Annotated in this window: 21 protein-coding genes, 1 tRNA gene and 2 pseudogenes; 8 read left to right on the forward strand and 16 right to left on the reverse strand. The window is 38.6% G+C overall.

Annotation, left to right across the window (positions count from 1 at the left end; all coding sequences use genetic code 11):
* Window positions 1-59: 59 nt before the first annotated feature.
* Together AA650_RS27020 and AA650_RS20590 are read right to left on the reverse strand one after the other, a co-directional pair.
* Window positions 60-209: pseudogene (locus AA650_RS27020) on the reverse strand (type II toxin-antitoxin system HicA family toxin); the annotation flags it as partial.
* 53 nt (window positions 210-262) lie between these two features.
* Window positions 263-463, reverse strand: a complete 201-nt coding sequence (locus AA650_RS20590; RefSeq protein WP_053540461.1) for a type II toxin-antitoxin system HicB family antitoxin — start codon at window positions 461-463, stop codon at window positions 263-265.
* Window positions 464-789: 326 nt separating this feature from the next.
* On the opposite strand from AA650_RS20590, the gene AA650_RS20595 reads away from it, so the two are divergent.
* Window positions 790-1,242, forward strand: a complete 453-nt coding sequence (locus AA650_RS20595) for a hypothetical protein (RefSeq protein ID WP_053540462.1) — start codon at window positions 790-792, stop codon at window positions 1,240-1,242.
* A 264-nt stretch (window positions 1,243-1,506) separates the two neighbouring features.
* On the opposite strand, the gene AA650_RS20600 is transcribed toward AA650_RS20595, so the two are convergent.
* From AA650_RS20600 to AA650_RS20620, 5 genes are all read right to left on the reverse strand, one after another.
* Entirely contained in the window at window positions 1,507-1,728 is a 222-nt protein-coding gene (locus tag AA650_RS20600; protein WP_053540463.1) for a hypothetical protein, read from the reverse strand.
* A gap of 25 nt (window positions 1,729-1,753) precedes the next feature.
* Window positions 1,754-2,350: a hypothetical protein gene (locus tag AA650_RS20605; protein WP_053540464.1), complete on the reverse strand. Its 597-nt coding sequence runs from the start codon at window positions 2,348-2,350 to the stop codon at window positions 1,754-1,756.
* 261 nt (window positions 2,351-2,611) lie between these two features.
* Window positions 2,612-2,839: a type I restriction-modification system subunit M N-terminal domain-containing protein gene (locus tag AA650_RS20610; protein ID WP_234413234.1), complete on the reverse strand. Its 228-nt coding sequence runs from the start codon at window positions 2,837-2,839 to the stop codon at window positions 2,612-2,614.
* A gap of 95 nt (window positions 2,840-2,934) precedes the next feature.
* On the reverse strand, window positions 2,935-3,396 hold the full coding sequence (locus AA650_RS20615) for a type II toxin-antitoxin system VapC family toxin (RefSeq protein WP_053540466.1): 462 nt from the start codon (window positions 3,394-3,396) through the stop codon (window positions 2,935-2,937).
* Window positions 3,386-3,661, reverse strand: a complete 276-nt coding sequence (locus AA650_RS20620) for a DUF2281 domain-containing protein (protein ID WP_053540467.1) — start codon at window positions 3,659-3,661, stop codon at window positions 3,386-3,388. Before AA650_RS20620 ends, AA650_RS20615 begins: the two co-directional genes overlap by 11 nt.
* 1,115 nt (window positions 3,662-4,776) lie before the next feature.
* Between AA650_RS20620 and AA650_RS29170 the strand changes: the two are divergent.
* Together AA650_RS29170 and AA650_RS28260 are read left to right on the forward strand one after the other, a co-directional pair.
* Window positions 4,777-4,890, forward strand: a pseudogene (locus tag AA650_RS29170) (helix-turn-helix domain-containing protein); the annotation flags it as partial.
* A gap of 102 nt (window positions 4,891-4,992) precedes the next feature.
* Window positions 4,993-5,415 (forward strand): TniQ family protein, encoded by a 423-nt coding sequence (locus tag AA650_RS28260; RefSeq protein ID WP_234413235.1) that lies wholly within the window; start codon window positions 4,993-4,995, stop codon window positions 5,413-5,415.
* Between the two features lie 236 nt (window positions 5,416-5,651).
* Here the strand turns inward: AA650_RS28260 and AA650_RS20630 are convergent, their stop codons facing one another.
* The 6 genes from AA650_RS20630 to AA650_RS20650 form a co-directional block, all read right to left on the reverse strand.
* A complete protein-coding gene (locus AA650_RS20630; protein ID WP_053540468.1) occupies window positions 5,652-6,050 on the reverse strand; it encodes a Fic/DOC family N-terminal domain-containing protein in 399 nt (132 codons plus the stop codon).
* Between the two features lie 74 nt (window positions 6,051-6,124).
* Window positions 6,125-7,648, reverse strand: a complete 1,524-nt coding sequence (locus AA650_RS20635; RefSeq protein WP_053540469.1) for a hypothetical protein — start codon at window positions 7,646-7,648, stop codon at window positions 6,125-6,127.
* Window positions 7,649-7,761: 113 nt separating this feature from the next.
* The gene (locus AA650_RS28820; RefSeq protein WP_234413236.1) at window positions 7,762-7,923 is read right to left on the reverse strand and encodes a hypothetical protein; all 162 of its coding nucleotides are present in this window, start codon (window positions 7,921-7,923) and stop codon (window positions 7,762-7,764) included.
* Window positions 7,924-8,311: 388 nt separating this feature from the next.
* Window positions 8,312-8,521 (reverse strand): hypothetical protein, encoded by a 210-nt coding sequence (locus tag AA650_RS20640; RefSeq protein ID WP_053540470.1) that lies wholly within the window; start codon window positions 8,519-8,521, stop codon window positions 8,312-8,314.
* Window positions 8,522-8,561: 40 nt separating this feature from the next.
* Window positions 8,562-9,857: a hypothetical protein gene (locus AA650_RS20645; RefSeq protein ID WP_053540471.1), complete on the reverse strand. Its 1,296-nt coding sequence runs from the start codon at window positions 9,855-9,857 to the stop codon at window positions 8,562-8,564.
* Window positions 9,858-10,070: 213 nt separating this feature from the next.
* Window positions 10,071-10,496 (reverse strand): MerR family transcriptional regulator, encoded by a 426-nt coding sequence (locus AA650_RS20650; protein ID WP_053540472.1) that lies wholly within the window; start codon window positions 10,494-10,496, stop codon window positions 10,071-10,073.
* Between the two features lie 68 nt (window positions 10,497-10,564).
* Between AA650_RS20650 and cas12k the strand changes: the two genes are divergently transcribed.
* A complete protein-coding gene (gene cas12k, locus AA650_RS20655) occupies window positions 10,565-12,463 on the forward strand; it encodes a type V CRISPR-associated protein Cas12k (RefSeq protein WP_053540473.1) in 1,899 nt (632 codons plus the stop codon).
* Window positions 12,464-13,008: 545 nt separating this feature from the next.
* Here cas12k and AA650_RS20660 read toward each other — a convergent pair.
* A tRNA-Pro gene (locus AA650_RS20660) sits at window positions 13,009-13,082 on the reverse strand.
* A 176-nt stretch (window positions 13,083-13,258) separates the two neighbouring features.
* Here AA650_RS20660 and lipA point away from each other — a divergent pair.
* The 4 genes from lipA (at window position 13,259) to AA650_RS20680 (ending at window position 17,674) form a co-directional block, all read left to right on the forward strand.
* Complete coding sequence (gene lipA, locus AA650_RS20665; RefSeq protein ID WP_053540474.1) at window positions 13,259-14,128, forward strand: lipoyl synthase; 870 nt, start codon at window positions 13,259-13,261, stop codon at window positions 14,126-14,128.
* Window positions 14,129-14,155: 27 nt separating this feature from the next.
* Entirely contained in the window at window positions 14,156-15,127 is a 972-nt protein-coding gene (locus AA650_RS20670; RefSeq protein WP_053540475.1) for an NAD(P)H-dependent glycerol-3-phosphate dehydrogenase, read from the forward strand.
* Window positions 15,128-15,675: 548 nt separating this feature from the next.
* Complete coding sequence (sigC, locus tag AA650_RS20675) at window positions 15,676-16,908, forward strand: RNA polymerase sigma factor SigC (protein ID WP_039203605.1); 1,233 nt, start codon at window positions 15,676-15,678, stop codon at window positions 16,906-16,908.
* Between the two features lie 310 nt (window positions 16,909-17,218).
* Window positions 17,219-17,674, forward strand: a complete 456-nt coding sequence (locus AA650_RS20680) for a Fur family transcriptional regulator (protein WP_027404555.1) — start codon at window positions 17,219-17,221, stop codon at window positions 17,672-17,674.
* A gap of 207 nt (window positions 17,675-17,881) precedes the next feature.
* On the opposite strand, the gene AA650_RS20685 is transcribed toward AA650_RS20680, so the two are convergent.
* Window positions 17,882-18,859, reverse strand: a complete 978-nt coding sequence (locus AA650_RS20685) for a peptidoglycan-binding domain-containing protein (RefSeq protein ID WP_039203603.1) — start codon at window positions 18,857-18,859, stop codon at window positions 17,882-17,884.
* A 19-nt stretch (window positions 18,860-18,878) separates the two neighbouring features.
* Window positions 18,879-22,613 (reverse strand): cobaltochelatase subunit CobN, encoded by a 3,735-nt coding sequence (cobN, locus tag AA650_RS20690; protein ID WP_053540476.1) that lies wholly within the window; start codon window positions 22,611-22,613, stop codon window positions 18,879-18,881.
* Window positions 22,614-22,617: the final 4 nt, after the last annotated feature.

The following is a 22,617-nucleotide window of genomic DNA, read 5'->3' on the forward strand; positions in this document are numbered from 1 at the left end:
TTCTCAGGGTGGGTTATCTGACCCACCATTAATCAAATTATTCATATTTACTGAGAATATTAAATATCGTCTTCACTGAGATTAGCAACTTTGAGAAAATGCCGTAACAGTCCAGGTTTTAGTGATTGATTTCCATGAATAGGAACAGAAATTCTGGCTGGATTATCGGATTTACCGTAAATATGATGACTACCGTTAATGCGGAGAAGTTGCCATCCTTGAGACTATAATACTTTAGCAAAATTTTTCCCTGAAATTGATTTCATACGGCAATTTCTAATATTTGAGCAGATTCATCAAGTTCTAATGAATCAACATCAACGAGTAGGCAACCTTCAACGGCTTCATATATATTTTGTAGTAATTCTTCAAAAGTATCGCCCTGGGTAGCACAACCTGGGATAGCAGGAACTTCTGCCCAGTAACCTGTTTCTTCTTTGTGAATAATGACTTTTATTTTCATGCTTAGAAGTTTAATTTTTTAGGTGATCTATGATGATTAAGAACAATTATATCTTAATAGTATTAATTTTTTTAATACAACTTTTTTAAAAGTTATTGGTGTCTAAAAATTCACAAGAATTAATTGATATTTATCCTCCTATTAAGTATAAAAAATGACTTTTTCGTAAGGTGGGTATTGCCTACCCTACGTATATATCTGTATTAAATAGGAGGACTATTACGCTCTCTCCATCCTTTCTCAGCCTCTACTTTGCGATTAAATAAAGCTTCTCCTTCTTCAAGAGTTGTTACTACTTCACCTATTAACTTACTTTATTTCCTTAAATGATGAAACTAAAACTAAAAGATTGGATATGGAGATACTTACCAGCAGAGATAGTGGGTACAATTACGGCATTAACGTCTGCAATTATAGCTAATTCATTCACTCATTCCGCCTTAGTTTCCTCTTTTGCTGGCACATGGGGAGAATTTGTTGGCTATTACGGTTTCTTTTTATTTCAAGAACTTAGAACTAGCATGAGCCAGTATAAGAAGGAAAATACAAGATATGGAATCACTTCATGCTTCATAAATATCCGAAATTTGGTTCTTGAGTTTGGTATTCCTGAGTGGCTCGATAGTAGCCTAATCAGACCATTCTGTATGTATTTTTTTCCAAAAGCACTAGATAATTTTGTATTAGGAATTATGGCTGGTAAAATTACTGCAGATATTGTCTTTTACATTGGTGTGATAATTGCATATGAAATCAAAAAGAAACACTTGAAAGGTTAACAAAGACAATAGACTTATATCTTTGTGTCCGAGCGCAAGGCGGGATAGAATTCAATAAAATCAAATCCCTACCACATCTCGTTCCTAGTCTCTGACTAGGAATGCAGTTGATGAGGCTCTGCCTCTAATATCATTGAAGGCAGAGCCTTCTAGAATTCATTCCCAGTCTCTGACTGGGAATGAGACGACTTGAGTTCTTTGCGGGATAGATGTTTTACGTTAAGTTGACACCAATGAACCTCTTGCTTTACCCCTCGTTTAGAATCAAACAATCAAGCAGTTTTGAGTATAAATAGCATAGGTATTTTCATCAATTTGGAGATTTTCCCGTTCTGTTTCCGCTTGAATACGTTCCTTGGCAATTTCTTCGAGTTTCGCTAATGCTTCTGTTGCTTCAATTTGCCTATCTTCAAACTGCTGGCGAATTTTTTCAGCGCGATCGCCTATGAAAATTAAAAAAAGTGATTTTCGACTTTTATCCTCCACATCTTTAAATAATGCTTTGCTAAAATTATTTTACACCACTAGACAAAATTCCCAAAATCTTATTGACATCATTTAAAAAATATTCAGCCAAATCAATCTGCACCAATTCACCTGATAACCTTAAAAACTTCCAAATTTCTCCTGTAGTTACCACCCCATAAATTTCTGTAATTTGATTTTCCTCCCGTTCATTAAATAACCTAGCTGCATACATTTCAGCGATACATTGTCCCAAACCTCCTTTAATATTTTCCTTCTTCGCTTCCACAATAATAATCACAGGTGTATTAATCAATAAAAACTCAGGAGAACGACTAATTAAAAAATCACAATTTCCATTTAAACCCTGACTAGGTTCAATATTAAATTCCACACCCGAAAACAAACTAATTTGATTAGCAAACTTTTTAGTTAATTCTAATAAAATCGGGGTAATAATCATCTCAGAACGAGATTTTTCCGTATTACTAGCCAAAGCAACCGGTACATTATAGGCTAAAGTTTCCTGTAAATATTCACTAACTGGTAATGGTGCAACTTCAGAAAAAATATTGTCTCTGCTAGAAATATTCAGATGTAGATTTTTCTTAACAGTTTCTAAAGTAAAATCACTATAAGACATATATTGTCCTCCTCAACTTAATAACCTAAATTCAACTTAACCAAAACCTCATCTAAATCCTTATCAGCCCATTCTCTTGCTTGTCTTACTGCTGCTAAAGTAGTTATTCACTCCCCCCCCTCTAAAATTATCGAAACCCTTGATCTCTCGTTAAAGATAGGGGGGGTGAACAGTTACCTGCTAAATCTGCTAAAATATCACCAATTTCACGATCAGCATTGGCATTTTTCAACCCCAAATGATGAGGACTGATAACTTCAATTAAATCCGATAATCTAATCTATCATCATCTAAAACACGCTGATCATGTTGTTTTTCGTTGTAGTCTTTTAGGGTCAATATACCCGATAAATTCTTATTAAAACCAGCTATTTTTCGCATAGCTGTAGTTATAAATTCTCCTAAACCCTCTTTAGGATGAAAACGAATTTTCTCCCAATTATATTGTTGAGGAATATAGTATCTAGTACAGGTTGGCGTAAATGACATGACCATTAAAAGCTCCGAAAATTTGATAGATTGCAAGGCTTGAAAATGGTTCATTCACTTACGCCGTAGATTTCCAACCAGGAGGTAATTCTATTTTATCCATTTTTACCACCTGCCAAAAAATCACTCAAAACTAAAATTGGTAATTCTGTTACTCGTTTCAATTGAATATCATTCGTTAAAAATACATCACACTTAGCCACAATAGCCACAGAAATTTGTAAAGAATCTAATAAAGCCAAATTATATTTAGCTCGTAATTGAGAGGCTTGTTTAGCAATTAATTCATCAATTTGAATAAACTCAACATTTACACCAGAAACAATCAAATCAATAAAATCCTCTTTTAGTTCAGTTAATCCTAAACGATAAGGATAAACTAAACACTCAGATAAAGTGATAGGAGAAGTAACAGCACTCAGCAAACCTGAATCAAGATTCTCAAATACATAATTAACTAACGATTGATATTGAGGATTATTCTCAACATAATAAATTACTGGTGCAGTATCCAGAAATAACTTTTTACCCTGAATTAAATAATCTTCAATCTTCATAGTTACTTCTTAAATGTAATTCTCTATTTTCCGTCTCCTCTCTTCTATTTCTTGACACCCAAATTTGAGCATCTTCACCAACTAAACGATAAGGTGCTTTACCTTTAATATCTCCCCATTTACGGCGTTTTTTTGGCTCTACATCCTGCTTTTGTCTCTTAAATTGCAAAAAATCAATAAAATTTAATACCTCTTCCTGTTGTTCCGGTGTTAAATTCTGGACTCTATCTAAAATAGATTCTTGTTTTTCCACAGCTTGAGTCATAACTAAAAAACCTCATAACTCCTAAAATTATTTTACACCACTGGATAAACTTCCCAAAATCTTTCTCGTTCCCATACTCTGTATGGGAATGAATTCTAGAAGGCTCTGCCTTCAATGACATTAGAGGCAGAGCCTCTGTAGAACATTCCCAGTCGAAGACTGGGAACGAGATATGATTAAATCATTTACCTAAATTCAACTTAACCAAAACCTCATCTAAATCCTTATCAGCCCATTCCCTCGCTTGTCTTGCTGCTGCTAAATCTGCTAAAATATCACCAATTTCACGATGTACAAACTTCTCACTAATATCTACAAATGGGGAAGGACTAATGTCGCTTGCCAGATTAAATGACCACTTGGCAAATTAATGTCCACAAAAATATTAAACCCTAAACCCTTATATAGTAAGGGTTTTGCTATTTTAGCCTATATTTAGCCTCTTCAACATCAATTGACAAAATAGCTGTCCGAGTTTAAATACTTGACAAATTAATTGTCCTCTATTGAAAATCTCTATTCTTCCAATCTTTACTTTACTTGACAAATTAATTGTCCTCCGATAGAGTATAATTCAACTATGTTTGTAATAAACATATATGCTAGAAACACAAGGTCAGTAACCCAGCCCTAAAGGGACTGGGCTTGCAAGAGTAATCAAGCAAGCCGTACTGACCAGACCACCCTGAGTTTACTCTCATGGTAGCCGTTATTTGAGTCACGACACCCCGGAATGCGAAGCTAGTTCCCTGCTCTGTCGCTTGTGATTAAACAGTTCTAAGGTCACTGGAACAGTGTTGCAAGCTCAAGCAAGCTCTTATAACAGGTCGAAGCTAACATTACCCCAGAAATGGGAGTTGGTTTCCAGATTCCAATCAAAAATCTGGTTTCAATTTTAATATCCACAGCGGTTAAAACCGCTCGTGTCGTTTCCCTCTCAGGTCTAAAGACGCGCTCGTTTCCCACTTACCGGGTGTTCTTATGATAAACCCAATAACGATGAAGTAGAAGATAGCGAGATTATCACTCAACTATCCACAGGTGATAAAGAACTATTGGAACTAATCCAGAAATTACTTGAACCATGCGATACCTTCGGTAAGCTTCGCTAACGCATTACCTATGGAGAAAGACAAAGGGAGGTAGCAGCAAAACTAGGTAAATCAGTCCGAACAGTCCGCAGACTGGTTAAAAAATGGGAAGAACAAGGTTTAGCCGGACTTCAAACCACTCAACGTGCTGACAAAGGTAAACACCGCGAAGAATTTTTAGCTCGTGCTTATGCTCAAGATTTGGAGACAGAGGAATTATCTCTGGATGAGGCTAAAGCCATGAGTCGCAGGATTCGCCAAGCAGGTAAAGAAATTAGCAAGGCTGCTGGGGTTGGGGGTGCGATCGCTCGTTGGGAAAAATTTCGTTTTAATCCCCCTCCTTCTGGGCAACAGTTGGAGGCTTTGGCTAAGGTTGTGGGGGTTGATGCTGATAGGTTAGAGCAGATGTTAGCACCTGCCGGGGTGGGAATGAATCTTGAACCTATTCGGCTTTGTGCTGCTTGTTATGTGGATTCCCCTTGTCACCGGATTGAGTGGCAGTTTAAGGTAACTCAGGGGTGTCAGCATCATCATTTAAGTTTGTTGTCTGAGTGTCCTAATTGTGGGGCTAGGTTTAAAGTTCCGGCTTTGTGGGTTGATGGTTGGTGTCAAAGATGTTTTACTACGTTTGGGGAGATGGTAGAACATCAGAAGAATATTTAAGATATTGAGAGCGATCGCTCTGTTCCCCAAAATTCATCGCTGTTTTATAGTAGAAAGTAACCACTGTAAGGGTTTCAATGAATTGATATTCAAGTACAATTCTAATTAATATAATTATACTTTTTATTGAAAAAGTATAATTTAGGTATATTTACTCCTCTATGACTTGTAAGACTTGTGGAGCAATAAATACTTTACCGTAAGAACCTTCACTAACCTGGAACAAGATGTCAGCATTAACCATCTAATCCGTACTCTAGTGTACGCACATAATTTAATACTTCTTGTGCATCTCCTTCAGGCGCTGGAGGAACAACACCAGGAAGTGAGAGTTGTCCTGTTTCATAAGCATAAAGATTAGTTATATTTGTTTGCGTTCCTTCAATTCGTGAAGAAAGAACAGCTTCACGACGAATAAATGGACGAATGAGAAGAGTCGGATTTGGCATGGTACGTCCTAATCCGGCAAGTTCACCTAAAGCGCGGTCTGCATCTGAAAGAGTACGCCAAATTTCTATATCCAGTTCAATTATTGGTGGTAGGGGATTAGGAACAAAAGCATAACAAGGATTTTTACCTTCTTCTATTTGTACTAATCTACCTGTAGGAGTGTTTTGAAAGTCTTCGGGGTTCATACTAGGTTTCGATTTTTTTCTAAAAAATTGATGTTAAAAAAGAATTTTGTTGTCGTTTGTCGGTGTTACTCCTGTTAGTCGGGAATACCAAGGCGTTGATATAGTTCTTCCTGCTTAGGATAGAGAAAAGAGTCTTTATATGTTTTTTGAGTTTTTGCACTCAAGTCTTCTAGTACATCATTAAATGTTTTTTGTTCTAAATCTTGTAGAACTTGAGATAAGTGAATTCCTTGTGATAGATGGGGTTGTAACTCTTCTAGTTCACCTATTGAAAGTATTTGCCAATCAAAGCAACTAACTCCTTTTTCTTTCAAAAATTTATTTATATAATCTCGAAAAAAATAATCATTAATTAGATAAATTTCTTCAAGAGTTATTAAGACTGGCTTAAAAATTGTATATTTGTCAAATCGTTGAAGATTTGGCAATTTAGCTTGACAATTCTTTATAAATTCATCTATCTGCTGTATTCCATCTATGACTTCTTTTAGACTCTTGTTAATTTCTTCTTCAGTAGCCATAGTCTTAGCATCTTTTCTTAATTTAATTGCTTTACATTCAAAAAGAATAACTAAATTACCATCAATAAGTGCATAATCTGGTTTCTTTCCTCTATAAGATTCATCAAGTTCACTGTCAATATCAATTAGCGTTTCTGAAGTGATAGAATTTTTCAAAACTGTCTCTACATATTTTGCAAATACATGACCAAAGTATGTAGAAAATTTAGTTGTAAAGTTATTAAATAACTGATAATATATCCCTAGTGAGTTTCTTCGTGCTATTAAATCAGGAATGGGCGAGCTTATAATATCATTACCAAAATCGTGAAAGCCTCTATTTGTACAAGGATAAACTACAGGAAACTCAAAAAAAGGACTTATATCATACATTTTAAATCGGCGGTCTTTAGTTTGCCGTTTTTGATAAAGATTAATTAACTTATTTTGATCTCCTGCCAATTGGCTCATGATAATAGATATACATTTATCGTCAGGTATATTAATTCCATTTGATCGTGCCTGACGTACTATATCATCCAGAGAAAAAGTCGAATAAGCTTTTAAATATGACAGTAGTACAAATAGAAAGTTAGTAAACTCAGGAATAGATACACCATTAAGATTTTGAAACTCCTGAATCATATCAAAAGATTTAGGATTTTCTTGATTAACATTTAAAGCAATAGGAATTTCATAATATATTGATATTGGCCTAGAAAACTGGCTATAGGGGTAAACTCGAAATGGAAATTGTTTATTTGCAATTCTGAGAAAAGTAAATATAGGATTAGACTGAGTGAATTCATCCTGTAGGGTTTTATCAAAAATAATAGGATCTGTGATGAGATATTGCCCAACTAAGTTACATAAATATGTTAATTGTTTAGATGGTATATTCTTTTTTAGTTGTATATTCTTCTTGCTTGGCGAGCAATATCTAATAGCGAATAAAACTAATTCTGCTATTATAAAAGGCTCTATTTGTTCTCCTTTAGAATGTAAAGAGTGTAAAATATCCCCTAGTTTAAATTTTCTGAGATGCTGACCTATTTTAGATTCCAGTCTATCTAGATCATCTAAGCTATTAATTCTCATTACTAACAAGACTCCTTTTTAACTTTACTTCTCATCTTTTTCAATCAGGTAGATAAGCTGATATGAAGCACTTAAATAGCTTATCGTTATTATATACAAGTAAATGCACTAATTCAGTTTATTTGAGCTTTTAATTTTTCTTGTAACTCCTGATAAATAACATCTAACCACACGGGAATTACAGATTTACCTTCATCCAGGGAAGCGATAGCGAAGCGCTCCGTAGGAATCGCTCTCTTTTTATCAAACCCACATTCCGCACCCCCCGGTGTCACAATCGGTAATTTCGGATTTTTGAATACATTAAAGGATAATTTTTATACAAAAATGTCGAAATTTTAGGTAGCGATAGCGAAGCGCTGCTGCAAGCAGTTCGCTAATCCCAAATCCCCAAACGACCATTTTTCGTTGTGTGACAGTTTAGGGTGCGGAAGATGGGATCAAAATATACTAAAAAAGCCTAACTTCTCCAGAAATCAGGCTTAGATTACCATACATGGATTTTTTGTGTTCTTTTTGGGTTATAGTCACAAAATTTTACTCTAGCTACAAATTATTTAACAGCGATATGCCTATGGATATATCGCTGCAAACAAAACTATCTAAACCCAGATTAAAAGTTGCTGAAGGTATTGGGTAGTTCAAGATACCACCTCAGCTTTTCTATGCGCGATTCAATAGTTCAGAGTGAATTTCCTTCATAATCTCATTTCCTGCGAGTTTCCCAAGAAATTCAGGCTTTTTCTCTATTAATTTACGTTTTCCTTTTTGGGCTAACTTTGGGAAAGTTTTTGATTGCCATTCCTCAAATGAGGAATAAAAATTAGTTTGTGTATCTAACTGCTCGGATTGAATATGATTTTTTCCAGACAAAGGTATCACCTCCTAGTAAACTCAAAATCTTGATATTGAATTATTTTCTGACAAAGAAGTCTCGATTTAATTCAGCAGAGAAATAATGTTTTCTCTTGATCCAAATAAATCCATCTCCTTTGGAAATAAGGGCTACATCGGTAGGTCCTCCTACTGTTTCTGCATCAGTGGTCACTCTTCGCTTCAAAGATGTAAGACTTACCAGTGCTTCAGCCATAGCTGCTAATTCATCTTTGGGTAGAATGCTTACTGTATCTAAAATAGGGTTTATATGATATTCTCTTCTGAATTCTATCATCTTTTCATTGTATTTTTCAAGTAAAGATTGTTTAGTCTGATTAAAGTGTTTATTAATTTGATTAATAAAATCTGGTTGTTCACTAGAATCAGACTCCTTAGCTTGGTCAATAATAGTCTCAAAATATTTTTGTAAAATTTCTTCTAGAGCATGAATAGAGAAATTTTCTAGCGTTGGATCAATACCTGCAATAAATGTTGAAATCATATCCTCTTGTGCAAAAGGTATGATTGCAGGATAATTGCCTATTGCATGAGATTTATCTTCGTTGTGACGATATTTTAACTGATTACCAAATACACATTCTATATCGTAAGTATGTAAAGAAGGAAAAATTTCTTCTTCTCCAAAACCAGCAATTACAATTCCTGATACGAGAGAGGAAAATGTTTTCTTAAATAAAGAGTATTCAGCTATTGTAAGCAAATTATTTTTTATATTTGTGGTTACATTAAATTCTGAAAATACATGATCTATTACCTTGTGAAACAAGGGATTAAACTCAACAGTTTTTTCTTTAATAAAAGATTCTGAAAAGTGAGAAATATTGTCTAAATTTTCTAAATTAGTAGCAGCTTTCTCTATTACTTCACTTGCGATTTTATTAGTTAATTCTTCAGATATTTTTGTCTGTATATCGTTACTAAAAGCTTGCTCCACAGCATAACTTATTTCTTGTTGGAGATGTTTATAAGTGTCTGATAAAATAGATATAACAGATTCAGTTTGATAATCATCAGGGAAAAACTTAATATGTTTATTAATAAAATCAATAAAATCATTACAATAATCTTGAAGTTCAGGGAAAGATAAATTTCCTAGCTTCTGTCTGTATACTTTAATAAGTGATTCCCAAGGAACTCCTGTAAGCTGGGCATTTCCGTATACCATAATACCTACAGGACAAACCCTTGATAAAGCAAAAAGCTTATTAGCCGAGTTATAAATTTTTGTACCATCCGAAATACCCACGGTAACTGCGCTATCTGCTGCTAATGCTATTGCTTCTTTATTGATTATGGCTACTTCTGTTGTCATAAATATCTATCTTGATAAGTAAAATTTTGGTACTAATGAATTAGTAATGCTGGAAAAAATTTCTTGATACTTTAAGATAACAGTAATATGTATCCAAGAATCAACTCATTCAGAGTTTTTGACACAACTGCTGATAAATAATATCTAACCACACGGGAATCACAGCTTTACCTTCATCTAGGGATGCGATAGCGAAGCAATCCGCAGGAATCGCTACCTTGGTAACTTGCTTGCTAACCCCTGATAAATAACATCTAACCATACAGGAATCACAGCCTTACCTTCATCCAGGGATGCGATCGCTCTTTTCCTGTCAAATTCTACCAAAGAAAGCGAATCATCCTGTGATAACAACAACATAAACCGCTTACCCTGACCCGAAATAAACAACTCCGGTTCTTGTTCCTTCAGTTGTTTCAGCGTTTCACAGGCAATATCAAAACTTATCCCCGTAGACAGCCAATATACCAAAGCAGCCAGTTCCACCAGATTAGACCTGGAGTAATAAATACTGCGTCCTGTTCCCGTATCACCAATCACAGGCACAACAATCCCCTTCTCTCGCCAATACTGAATCTGGCGGAGAGTACAACCTGTAATTTGAGCCGCTTCCTTACTTGTGAAAAATTTTTCTTGCATAAAAAACATTTTACAGAAAGCTGCTACAATACAAATATGTTAGTATTAGACAAATATGTTTATTAAGTATGAGCCAAATTACTATTCAGTGTCGTTTAGTAGCCAGTGAATCTACCCGTCAACAGCTATGGCAGTTGACGGCAGAGAAAAACACGCCACTGATTAACGAACTACTGAGTCAAATTGGTAAACACCCAGAATTTGAAACATGGCGACAACAAGGTAAACACCCCACAGGTATAGTCAAAGAACTCTGTGAACCCTTGAAAACTGATCCGCGCTTCATCGGGCAACCTGCAAGGTTTTACACCAGTGCCACAGCATCAGTAAACTATATTTATAAATCCTGGTTTGCCTTAATGAAGCGGTTTCAGTCCCAACTAGACGGCAAACTGCGCTGGTTAGAAATGCTCAATAGTGATACTGAATTAGTAGAAGCCAGTGGAGTCTCCTTGGATATACTTCAGACTAAATCTGCCGAAATTTTGGCTCAATTTGCTCCCCAAAATCCTGCTGAAACTCAACCAGCGAAAGGTAAAAAAGGGAAAAAATCTCCAAATTCAGATAGCGATCGCAATTTATCAAAAAACTTATTCGACGGTTACAGTAATACAGAAGATAATTTAACTCGTTGTGCTATTAGTTATTTACTCAAAAATGGCTGTAAAATTAGCAATAAAGCAGAAAACACCGATAAATTCGCTCAACGTCGCCACAAAGTAGAAATCCAAATTCAACGTCTCACAGAAAAATTAGCCGCTCGAATTCCCAAAGGACGAGATTTAACCGACACCATAAGATTAGAAACTCTTTTTAATGCCACTCAGACCGTCCCTGAAAATGAAACAGAGGCGAAATTCTGGCAAAACATTCTGTTAAGAAAATCCAGTCAAGTGCCGTTTCCAGTCGCTTATGAAACCAACGAAGATATGACTTGGTTGAAAAATCAGTTTGGACGTATCTGTGTAAAATTTAATGGTTTAAGTGAGCATACATTTCAAATTTATTGTGATTCTCGCCAACTGCACTGGTTTCAACGCTTCCTAGAAGATCAACAAATTAAGAAAGATAGTAAAAATCAACATTCTAGTGCCTTATTTACTCTGCGTAGTGGTCGTATCTCTTGGCAGGAAGAAGAAGACAAAGGAGAACCCTGGGATGTTAACCATTTAACCCTTTATTGTTCTGTATATACTCGTCTGTGGACAGAAGAAGGAACAAACTTAGTCAAAGAAGAAAAAGCCGAAGAAATTGCCAAAACCATCACCCAGACAAAAGCCAAAGGTGATCTAAATGATAAACAACAGGCACATCTCAAACGCAAAAATTCCTCTCTAGCCAGAATTAATAACCCCTTCCCTCGTCCAAGTCAACCTTTATATAAAGGACAATCTCATATTTTAGTTGGTGTGAGTTTAGGTTTGGAAAACCCTGCCACAATTGCAGTTGTAGATGGTACAACTGGAAAAGTTTTGACATATCGCAACATTAAACAACTACTTGGTGAAAATTACAAACTACTCAATAGACAACAACAACAAAAACACCTATTATGCCACCAACGCCATATCGCTCAAAGGATGTCAGCACCAAATCAATTTGGCGATTCAGAGTTAGGAGAGTATATAGATAGATTACTAGCAAAAGAAATTATTGCACTTGCCCAAACATATAAAGCTGGCAGTATTGTTATCCCAAAGTTGGGAGATATGCGAGAGCAAATTCAGAGTGAAATTCAATCTAAAGCAGAACAAAAATCAGATATAATAGAAGTTCAAAAAAAATATGCCAAACAATACCGAGTTAGTGTCCATCAATGGAGCTACGGTAGATTAATTGCCAATATTCAAAGTCAGGCAAATAAAGCAGGAATCGCTATAGAGGAGGGAAAACAACCAATTCGAGCGAGTCCACAGGAGAAAGCCAAAGAATTAGCGATAAGTGCCTATCAATCCCGAAAAGCCTGATTGACAAAATACCGAACCTTGATAATAGAATAGGAAATAACAATAGCGCCGCAGGGTTGAAAGCTTCGTAATTGTCCAGCGGTGGACGATTATTCCCGGTTTCAACACCCCTCCCGGAGTGGGGCGGGTTGAAAGTCCGCAGATTGGAAAGAATATGAACAGGACTATTCCGTTTCAACACCCCTCCCGGAGTGGGGCGGGTTGAAAGACCTTTATGCAGGCATATAAAACATTTTAGGTGGGTTGAAAGGCGCACTTCGTTCGGGATTTTCCGTAAGAGACTTCCAAATAAAAAAATGTCCCAAAACTGATGCAGAAATTCTCTCTCTGTGTACTCTGTGCCTCTGTGGTTCGTTTCTTAGGATAATTTATTTCTTGGAAGTCTCTAACTGAAGCAATACCAATAAATAAAAGCTATTATTGTAACAGCTTCCAATGCCAATACACGATGATGATTAGGTAATTTGGCAACGCGGACAGTAATTTGGCAAGACGGACACCAATTTGTCAACGCGGTCAAATAATCTGGCAAGTGACAACAACAATCGGGATGACTGGATTCGAACCAGCGGCCCCTTCGTCCCGAACGAAGTGCGCTACCAAGCTGCGCCACATCCCGCCACAAAAGCGGAAAATACGGTTTTGGGGAGATCCCAAGTAGAGCAATTTTCCAAAAAAATGGCAATCTAACTCTACAGTACCACAATCAGTACAAAATAACAAACTTTTTCTCTTCTACAAAGGTCTTTGCTTGCTACCATAAGATTTGTATAACTAAAATGGTAAAAGTAGACTGTGACTGTAAAACCAGACTGGTTGAGAGTGAAAGCACCTCAATGGGAGCGTGTTGGTAACGTTAAGGAGATTTTACGGGATTTAGCCCTGAATACTGTTTGCGAAGAAGCTTCCTGTCCCAATATTGGGGAATGCTTTAACGCGGGTACTGCCACATTTCTGATTATGGGTCCAGCTTGCACCAGGGCTTGTCCTTATTGTGATATTGACTTTGAAAAGAAACCCCAAGCATTAGATCCCACCGAACCCACAAGACTAGCGAAAGCAGTGGAACGGATGCAGCTTAATCACGTCGTGATTACTTCCGTCAACCGAGATGATTTACCAGATGGTGGTGCATCTCAGTTTGTTCACTGTATTAATGCTATTCATGAAGTTTCGCCTCATACTACTATTGAAGTATTAATTCCCGATTTATGCGGTAATTGGCAAGCTTTAGAAATAATTCTGCAAGGGAAACCAGAAGTAATTAACCACAATACAGAAACCATTCCTCGCTTGTATCGCCGTGTGCGTCCCCAGGGAGATTATGAGCGGACAATGGAATTATTACAACGTTCTCGCCAAATTTCTCCCAGCACTTACACTAAATCTGGTATCATGGTCGGCTTAGGTGAAACAGATGCGGAAATTCGCCAAGTTATGGAAGACCTACGAAAAGTAGATTGTGATATTTTGACAATTGGGCAATATCTCCAACCCAGTCAAAAACACTTACAAGTATCTAACTTCGTAACACCAGAACAATTTGCAGCATGGCAAACTTTTGGCGAAGAACTAGGATTTTTACAAGTTGTTTCTTCACCATTGACAAGAAGCTCCTATCATGCAGAGCAAGTCAGAGAATTAATGAAACGTTATCCCAGATAGTCAGTTGTCAGTTGTTATTTTACCCTAATGACCAATTCCAAAATCCAAAATTTAAAATCTGTCGTTATTCTTGGTGGGGGTGCTTGGGGTACAGCCTTGGCTAAATTAGCAGCAATTAATGGTAATCAGGTGCATTTATGGTCACGTTCTGACTCGCAACCTCTAGAAAAAGTATTAGAGGATAAAAATGCTCAAGTTATCTTGTCGGCTATTTCCATGAAAGGGGTGAGAGATGTGGCTTCTATGGTGCAGTCTTGTCCCTTATCTTCACAAACAATCTTTGTGACTGCAACTAAGGGACTAGAACCACATACTACGTCTACACCGTCGCAAATTTGGCAAGCAGCTTTTCCTAATTCTCCTGTTGTGGTTTTATCAGGTCCGAATTTGTCTCAGGAAATTGCCCAGGAATTACCAGCAGCAACGGTAGTAGCGAGTAAAAATACTAATGCTGCCCAAACAGTCCAATTGGTATTTTCCTCCAGTCGCTTTCGTGTTTATACTAACCCTGACCCTGTGGGCGTAGAATTAGGGGGAACACTGAAAAATGTGATAGCGATCGCCGCAGGTGTATGTGATGGGTTACACTTAGGAACGAATGCCAAAGCTGCCTTAGTCACTCGTGGCTTAACCGAAATGGTACGAATAGGTCAGACTTTAGGCGCAAAAACGGAAACATTTTATGGATTATCCGGTCTAGGGGACTTATTAGCAACCTGCAACAGCCCGTTAAGTCGCAATTATCAAGTTGGTTATCAATTAGCCAATGGAAAAACGTTGCCAGGAGTTATGGCAAATCTTCCAGGCACAGCCGAAGGTGTGAACACTTGTCGGGTATTAATGGAAATCGCCCAACAACAAGGCATTGCTATTCCCATTACCGAGCAAGTTTACCAACTGCTGGAAGGAGAAGTTACACCAAGACTTGCATTAGATAAACTGATGTTACGAGACATCAAGCCCGAATTTGATAATTTTCCTACAGAACAAATATGGTAAATAGGGGGAGAAATGCTGATAGTGTAAGGTGTGCAATTGAAATTAAACGATTACCGCAAAATCCCTGGAAGAAATTTATCAAATTGTCAGGAAATTACTTTTTGAGTGATGTAAATATGACTATGTAGTTTATAAACATCATCACAACTAAATGTATGTTAATAAACAGTTAAAAAAATAACCGTCAATATCTTTAAACATGGTAATATTGACTAGGTAACTCCTAATGGAAACTCTGACTGAAGATTTGCAGAGCTATTTATTCAATTACACAACTACTAGTAACGAACAACTCATTAAGAATGTATTTTTCTAACCTAGTACACTGTGGTGAAAATAACTATCCAGTTAAAACAGTCCAAAAGCTGATAAATTAAGTTTTCTTCTCTTCGACATCTTTGGACTAGTACAAAGTTTTGCAAAGAATTGTACATTGAAGCCCAAACTATGTTATTTCATGACGAAATTACGGAATAGCAACAGTTGATTAGCTGACCGTAATTTTAGCTGACCGTAATCTATTGTTAACTGGAGCCATTTGAGACATCATGCCAGCAACATCTTTTTATAAAAATGCCGCCCAGGAAGGGCAAAATCCTAGTTCACCCTTGGATATTGAAATCAATAATGATGATTTGCCAGATTTAGATATGGCTGCTGTTGAGTCAGACTTAGCCTTAGCCGCGCAAACTAGCCGACGTAGCACAGACTTGGTACGCCTCTATCTGCAAGAAATTGGTCGAGTCCGCTTATTAGGACGAGATGAGGAAGTTGCTGAAGCCCAAAAAGTACAGCGATATTTACGGATGCGGTTATTGCTTGGTGCTGCTGCCACTGAGGGAGACGCTGTAATTGCCCCTTATGCCCGGTTAATGGAGGTACAGGAGCGGTTGACATCAGAACTAGGACACCGCCCTTCTTTGGAACGGTGGGCGACTACTGCGGGGATAAATTTACCTGATCTTAAGCCGACTTTAGCCAATGGGAAAAGACGCTGGGCGGAAATTGCTAATTTAACAGTTGAAGAACTAGAACAAGTTCAAACTCAAGGACTACAAGCCAAATCCCACATGATTAAGGCGAATTTGCGTTTGGTGGTATCTGTTGCCAAAAAGTACCAAAATCGGGGTTTGGAATTGTTAGATTTGGTGCAAGAAGGGACTTTAGGTTTAGAACGAGCAGTTGAGAAGTTTGATCCTACAAAGGGTTATCGTTTTAGTACCTATGCTTACTGGTGGATTCGTCAGGGTATTACCAGGGCGATCGCTACTTCTAGCCGCACTATTCGCCTACCTGTCCATATTACCGAAAAGCTCAACAAAATTAAAAAGGCGCAACGGAAAATTGCCCAAGAAAAAGGTCGCACTCCGACTTTAGAAGACCTAGCCATTGAGTTGGATATGACAGCTATCCAAGTCCGGGAAGTGCTATTGAGAGTTCCTCGGTCTGTGTCTTTGGAAACGAAGGTAGGGAAGGATAAAGATACTGAATTAGGAGAATTACTGGAGACTGATACGATTACGCCAGAGGAGATGTTAATGCGAGAATCTTTACATAAGGATTTGCATAATCTTCTTGATGATTTAACCAGTCGAGAACGGGATGTTATTTCGATGCGCTTTGGCTTGTCCGATGGTCATGCCTACTCTTTAGCAGAAATCGGTCGCGCCCTTGATTTATCACGGGAAAGGGTCAGACAAATTGAATCCAAGGCTTTACAAAAACTTCGCCAACCTAAACGTCGTAACCTAGTCCGCGACTATCTAGAGTCGTTAAGTTAGAAGGTAAGAGGCAAGAGGCAAGAGGCAAGAGGTAAGAGGCAAGAGGCAAGAGGCAAGAGGCAAGAGGCAAGAGGCAAGAGGCAAGAGGCAAGAGGCAAGAGGCAAGAGGTAAGAGGCAAGAGGCAAGAGGCAAGAGGCAAGAGGCAAGAGGCAAGAGGCAAGAGGCAAGAGGCAAGAGGCAAGAGGCAAGAGGCAAGAGGCAAGAGGCAAGAGGCAAGAGGCAAATATTCTCAATAAGCAATGATTGTTGCAAATCAAGCCAAATATTTGTTATATTCTCAATTAATGAGCTTTGTTGAGAAAATTTAGTATGACTGTCTACACAACTGGTTCACTTAAAGCAGAGTTAAACGACCGTGGCTGGCGTTTAACTCCACAGCGCGAAACAATTCTACATATTTTTCAGGAACTCCCGCAAGGTGAACATTTAAGTGCAGAGGACCTATATCATCGTTTAGAAACTGATGGTGAAGGGATTAGTTTATCAACTATTTATCGCACTTTAAAGTTAATGGCGAGAATGGGGATTTTACGGGAGTTGGAATTGGGTGAAGGGCATAAACATTATGAAATTAATCAGCCTTATCCCCATCACCATCATCACCTCATTTGTGTTCGCTGTAATTCGACTATTGAGTTTAAGAATGACTCAGTTTTAAAGATTGGCGGAAAAACAGCGCAAAAAGAGGGGTTTCATTTATTAGATTGTCAAATGACAATCCATGCCGTGTGTCCTAAGTGTCAAAGAGCGCTGATGCCAATTTAATAACTAAGGCAAGAGGCAAAAGGTAAGAGTAATTACCAATTACTAGTACAGCACGGCGTAAATAAACCAACCATTTCCAAAAGCCAAAAAGCCTATGCAGTCTTAATTTTGACTTTTGACTTTTGACTTCCATTCTGCGGTACTAGCCCAAAATTTGGAGGATGAATCAAGTCGTGGGGAATCTGATGATTTGGAGAAAGCGGGGGATTAAAAACTTCCGCTTTTAATATCTTTGAGACTGATACCATAAAATTCTTGAGCGCGACTAATTGCTTTTTTGGTATCAGATGCCATCATGCCGTTGATTTGACCTTTATAGAAACCTTTTTCCTGTAGTCGTCTTTGGATTTCTAGAGTGGTGAAATCACTTTTGGCAGAGTTTTTAACTAAACTGTGTAACTTAGAACGGGTAGTTTGTCCAGCCAGTCCATTGATTTCTAGTTTGTGTTGTTTTTGAAAGCGTTTTACGGCATCAACTGTGTTAGAACCATAGTAACCATTGGGCTGATTTTGGAGAAATCCGGCGGTGATTAATTGTGCTTGGAGAATTCTGACGGCTTCACCGCGATCGCCTAAACTAAGTATATCTGGGTGATCTAATTTTTGAGAAGTAGTTGTTTGATTTTCATCGGTAACATCTGGTAATTTGGCTAGTGTGGATTTACCGACAACACCATCAACTGTGAGTTGATAAGCTTTTTGGAATCGTTTTACCGCTTCGTGAGTAATTGGACCAAAAATGCCTGTGGAATTACCATAATAAAAACCAGCGATTTTCAAGCGTTCTTGTAAAACTTTGACATCCGCACCTTCATCACCTTTGCTGAGGAGATTGGGGTCTTTGCGCTTCTTATTCACGGAAATAATATTATTTGAGATAGTGGGGGTTATCGGGGCTGTACTGATAACTTGATTATTGGCGGTTTTAATTTGAGATATTTCATTTTGTTGGAGACTGTTTACGGTAGCAGCGTTATCATTTTTTTCTAAGGCGAAAACACTACTAACACTATTCAAAATAGATATAGTTAGAGCCAGGGGAATCATGTATTTCCACGCACTACTAGAAAAGAGTTGCCAATTTGGTGCGGCTGTTGTTTTGAATAAAGAACTGAGGGATATTAACTCAGTGGTTTCTTCGTCTTGATTGGCAAAAGCTAAATGTAAATACGCAAGATTTTCCATATCCGGTTCCTAAATGAAATTATTTTTCTTCGATAGTTGCTTCCGCTTGATGCACCAAATTGCGGAGGTTTTCGAGGGTTTGTATATTCACATCCTGCCATAAGCCGCGTTGGTTGGCTTCTAGTAATCTTTCCGCAATATCGCGTAATGCCCAGGGATTCTTGTCATGAATAAATTCACAAACGGTAGCGTCTTCTAAATAAGCTTCTACAACACCTTGATACATATAATCTTCGACACATTGGGCGGTAGCATCGTAAGCGAAGAGAAAATCTACGGTTGCAGCCATTTCAAATGCACCTTTATATCCATGACGCATGACTCCAGCTATCCATTTAGGATTAACGACGCGGGAACGATAAACCCTGGCAATTTCGGCACTAAGTTGGCGGATTTTGGGTTGAGATGTGTTGGAATTGTCGCCAAAGTAGGTTTGGGGATTTTTACCTTGGAGAGAACGCACGGCTGCGGTTAAACCACCCTGAAATTGATAATAATCGTCGGAATCGAGTAAATCGTGTTCTCGGTTGTCTTGATTGTGGAGGACGATTTGCATTTGCTTTAAGCGTTGTTCAAAGGCTTCTGCATTTTTGTTCCCTGTTTCCTCACTAGAAGAATAGGCGTAAGCACTCCAATTTGTGTAAGCTTGGGCTAAATCCTGATCATTTTCCCAGTTTTGGGAGGCTATTAGTCCCTGGAGTCCTGCACCATAAGCCCCTGGTTGAGAACCAAAAACACGATATTGCGATCGCTCTTGGGCTACTTCTAAAGATAAACCTTCTTGAGTCCATTGTGCTGTTTCTTGACGAACTGTATCTGCTAAGGGATTTTGGTCTGGTGGTTCATCTAAAGCTGAAACGGCTTTCACTGCTTGATCAAATAAAGCGATTAAATTGGGGAAAGCATCCCGGAAAAACCCGGAAATTCTTAGAGTGACATCCACACGGGGACGACCGATAATCGCCAAGGGTAAAATTTCAAAATCTACTACTCGTCTTGCTGCACCATCCCACACGGGTTGCACACCAAGTAAAGCTAAGGCTTCGGCTATATCATCACCACCAGTCCGCATGGTGGCTGTTCCCCACACTGATAAACCCAGGGTTTGGGGGTATTCTCCATGTTCTTGGGTGTAGGTTTCAATCAGGGTTTCAGCGGCTTTTCTGCCAATGTCCCAGGCGGTTTCTGTGGGTATGGCGCGAATGTCAACGGCGTAAAAGTTTTTACCTGTGGGTAGAACTTCGGGTCGTCCGCGGGTGGGTGCGCCAGAAGCCCCGCTGGGAACGTATTTTCCGTCAAGTCCCCGTAGGAGGTTTGTGGTTTCTTGGTTGGTTTTTTGTAGGGCTGGGAGGAGTTTGTCGCTGATCCAATCCGTAGGGGCGCAGGGTCTGCGCCCAGAGATAACTTCTTCTACTAAATGGGCGGCTTCTATTTCTAGGAGTTCGACGACATCGCCGATGATATGGCAGGATTTAAGTCTCTCGCAGAGGCGCAGAGGCGCAGAGAGGGGGGCTGAGAGGTTGTCGGTGAGGGGATCTATGTCTATTTGCCACTGTTTGGCTATGGCGCGGGTAATGCCGATAGAATGGCGGTTGGGGATGCGGGCGATCGCTACTATCAGGTCTCGTAGTTGGGTTCCTTGGGGACATTGACCGAATATGTGTAAGCCGTCGCGGATTTGGGCTTCTTTGAGTTCGCACAAGTAACCGTCTAGGGAGTTTAAGATCAGGGTTTCAAAGTTGGCGATGTCTTCGGGGTTGGTGATTCCTAAGTCTTTGTACAGGTTTTCTTTGATGACGAGTTCTTGAATGCGATCGCGTATTGTTGGTAATCTGGAAGGATCTAAACTTTCGGCTTCGTAATATTCATCAATAAGATTTTCTACTTGTTGCAATGGTCCATATAATTCTGCCCTTGTCATTGGTGGTGTGAGGTGATCAATGATTACGGCTTGGGCGCGTCTTTTTGCCTGTGAACCTTCTCCGGGATCATTAACAATAAATGGATATAAATGGGGCATTGGTCCCAGGGCAATTTCTGGATAACAAGTATTAGATAAGGCGACACTTTTTCCTGGTAGCCATTCTAAGTTGCCATGTTTTCCTACATGAACTATGGCATCTGCTTGAAAAGATTCTCGTACCCAATCATAAAAGGCTAAATAATTATGTGTTGGTTCTAAATCGGGGGCATGATAATTTAAACTAGGATCAAGATCGTAACCTCGTGATGGTTGAATACCAACAAAAACATTACCAAATTGAATTCCAGAAATTGTCCAATTTTGGATCGCGTCTAAAATAGGTTGTCCCCAACGGGCAATAATTTGTTTTTGGATATTTATTGGTAGGGTGGAAAAATAGTTTTGATATTCTGCTGCTGATAAACTTTGGTTGATGGGTTTCCAGTCTTTCCCTTCGGGATCATTGGTAACGCTAGATGTGAGAATTTGAATTAATTCGTCTCCAGTTTCGGGAATAGTTCCTAATTCATAACCAGCTAACTTTAAGGCTTTGAGAATTTCTACACAACTAGCAGGAGTGTCCAGTCCTACGCCGTTGGCGAGCCTGCCGTTGGTGTTGGGGTAATTTGCTAAAATTAGGGCTATGCGGCGTTCTTGGGGCGGCTTTACCCGCAATCTTACCCAGTTTGCAGCCAGTTGGGCAACGAATTGAATGCGATCGCTCACGGGTTCATAAACTACGACATCGGTTTCTAGTTTATTATTCCGAGTTTGTAAGGTTTTGAAAGACACAGCCCGACTAATAATTCGCCCATCTACTTCTGGTAATGCCACATTTATGGCAATATCACGGGGTGTTAAACCTTGTGATTCTGATTCCCATTGTTCAACGGAACTAGCACAAAGAATTACTTGCAAAACCGGGACATTTAATTTTTCCCAAAGTTCGGTTTGTGGTGTTTCTGTTTCTAAACTTGCTAGGGAAAAACTGGTGGTATTCATCAACAAGCTAACAGAATGATCATCTTTTGCTGCTAATAATTCACATAATTGACTACTAACACCAGGTTCGCGCAATGAAGAAACAAAAACTGGTACAGGCTGTAAATTTTTCTCTATCAAAGCATTACATAAAGCATCAATAACTTTAGTGTTTCCTGCTAAATAATGGGCGCGATAAAACAAAATCCCCACTTTAGGCTGACTCCTGACTGGGCGCATTCCCTGCGCCCCTACATCCTGACTTCTTTCGTACAATCCTACGCGGGGAACAGGTTGTGGTTGTGGGGGATTAAATGCTGTTAATAGGGCTGTATCAGCGATAAATTGCAAGGCGTTGAGGAAATTTTCTGTACCACCTTCTTGAAAGTATTGCCAAATCTTCTGGACGATTTCTTGAGAAACCGTAGATTTGGAAATTAAATCAAAATCAAGTCCGTCATCTCCTGGCATGACAATTAGAGTTGTGCCATTACGTTGTACAATTTCTTGTACGACTTCTAAACCATAAGCCCAGTATGAACTTCCTCCTATGAGACGAAGCACAATAACTTGGGCGGATTCTAAAACTTGTTCACTATAAGCATCTATACTTATTTGTTGCTGTAGTTGTAATAAGTTGGCTACCCTGATTTCGGGGAATTGACTAGGTAATTTAGTAACTACAGCCGCTAGAGTTTGAATATCAGTATCGGCTGCTGTAATCAATACGAAAGGGGCAGGAGTTTGTTCGAGGAAAAATAAACCTTCAGACTGATTTAATCCGCCTGGTGTGGCGCTGATTCTGTGCATAATT

Origin of the sequence: Anabaena sp. WA102 (assembly GCF_001277295.1) — a bacterium.
In the GTDB taxonomy this organism is placed as follows: Bacteria; Cyanobacteriota; Cyanobacteriia; order Cyanobacteriales; family Nostocaceae; genus Dolichospermum; species Dolichospermum heterosporum.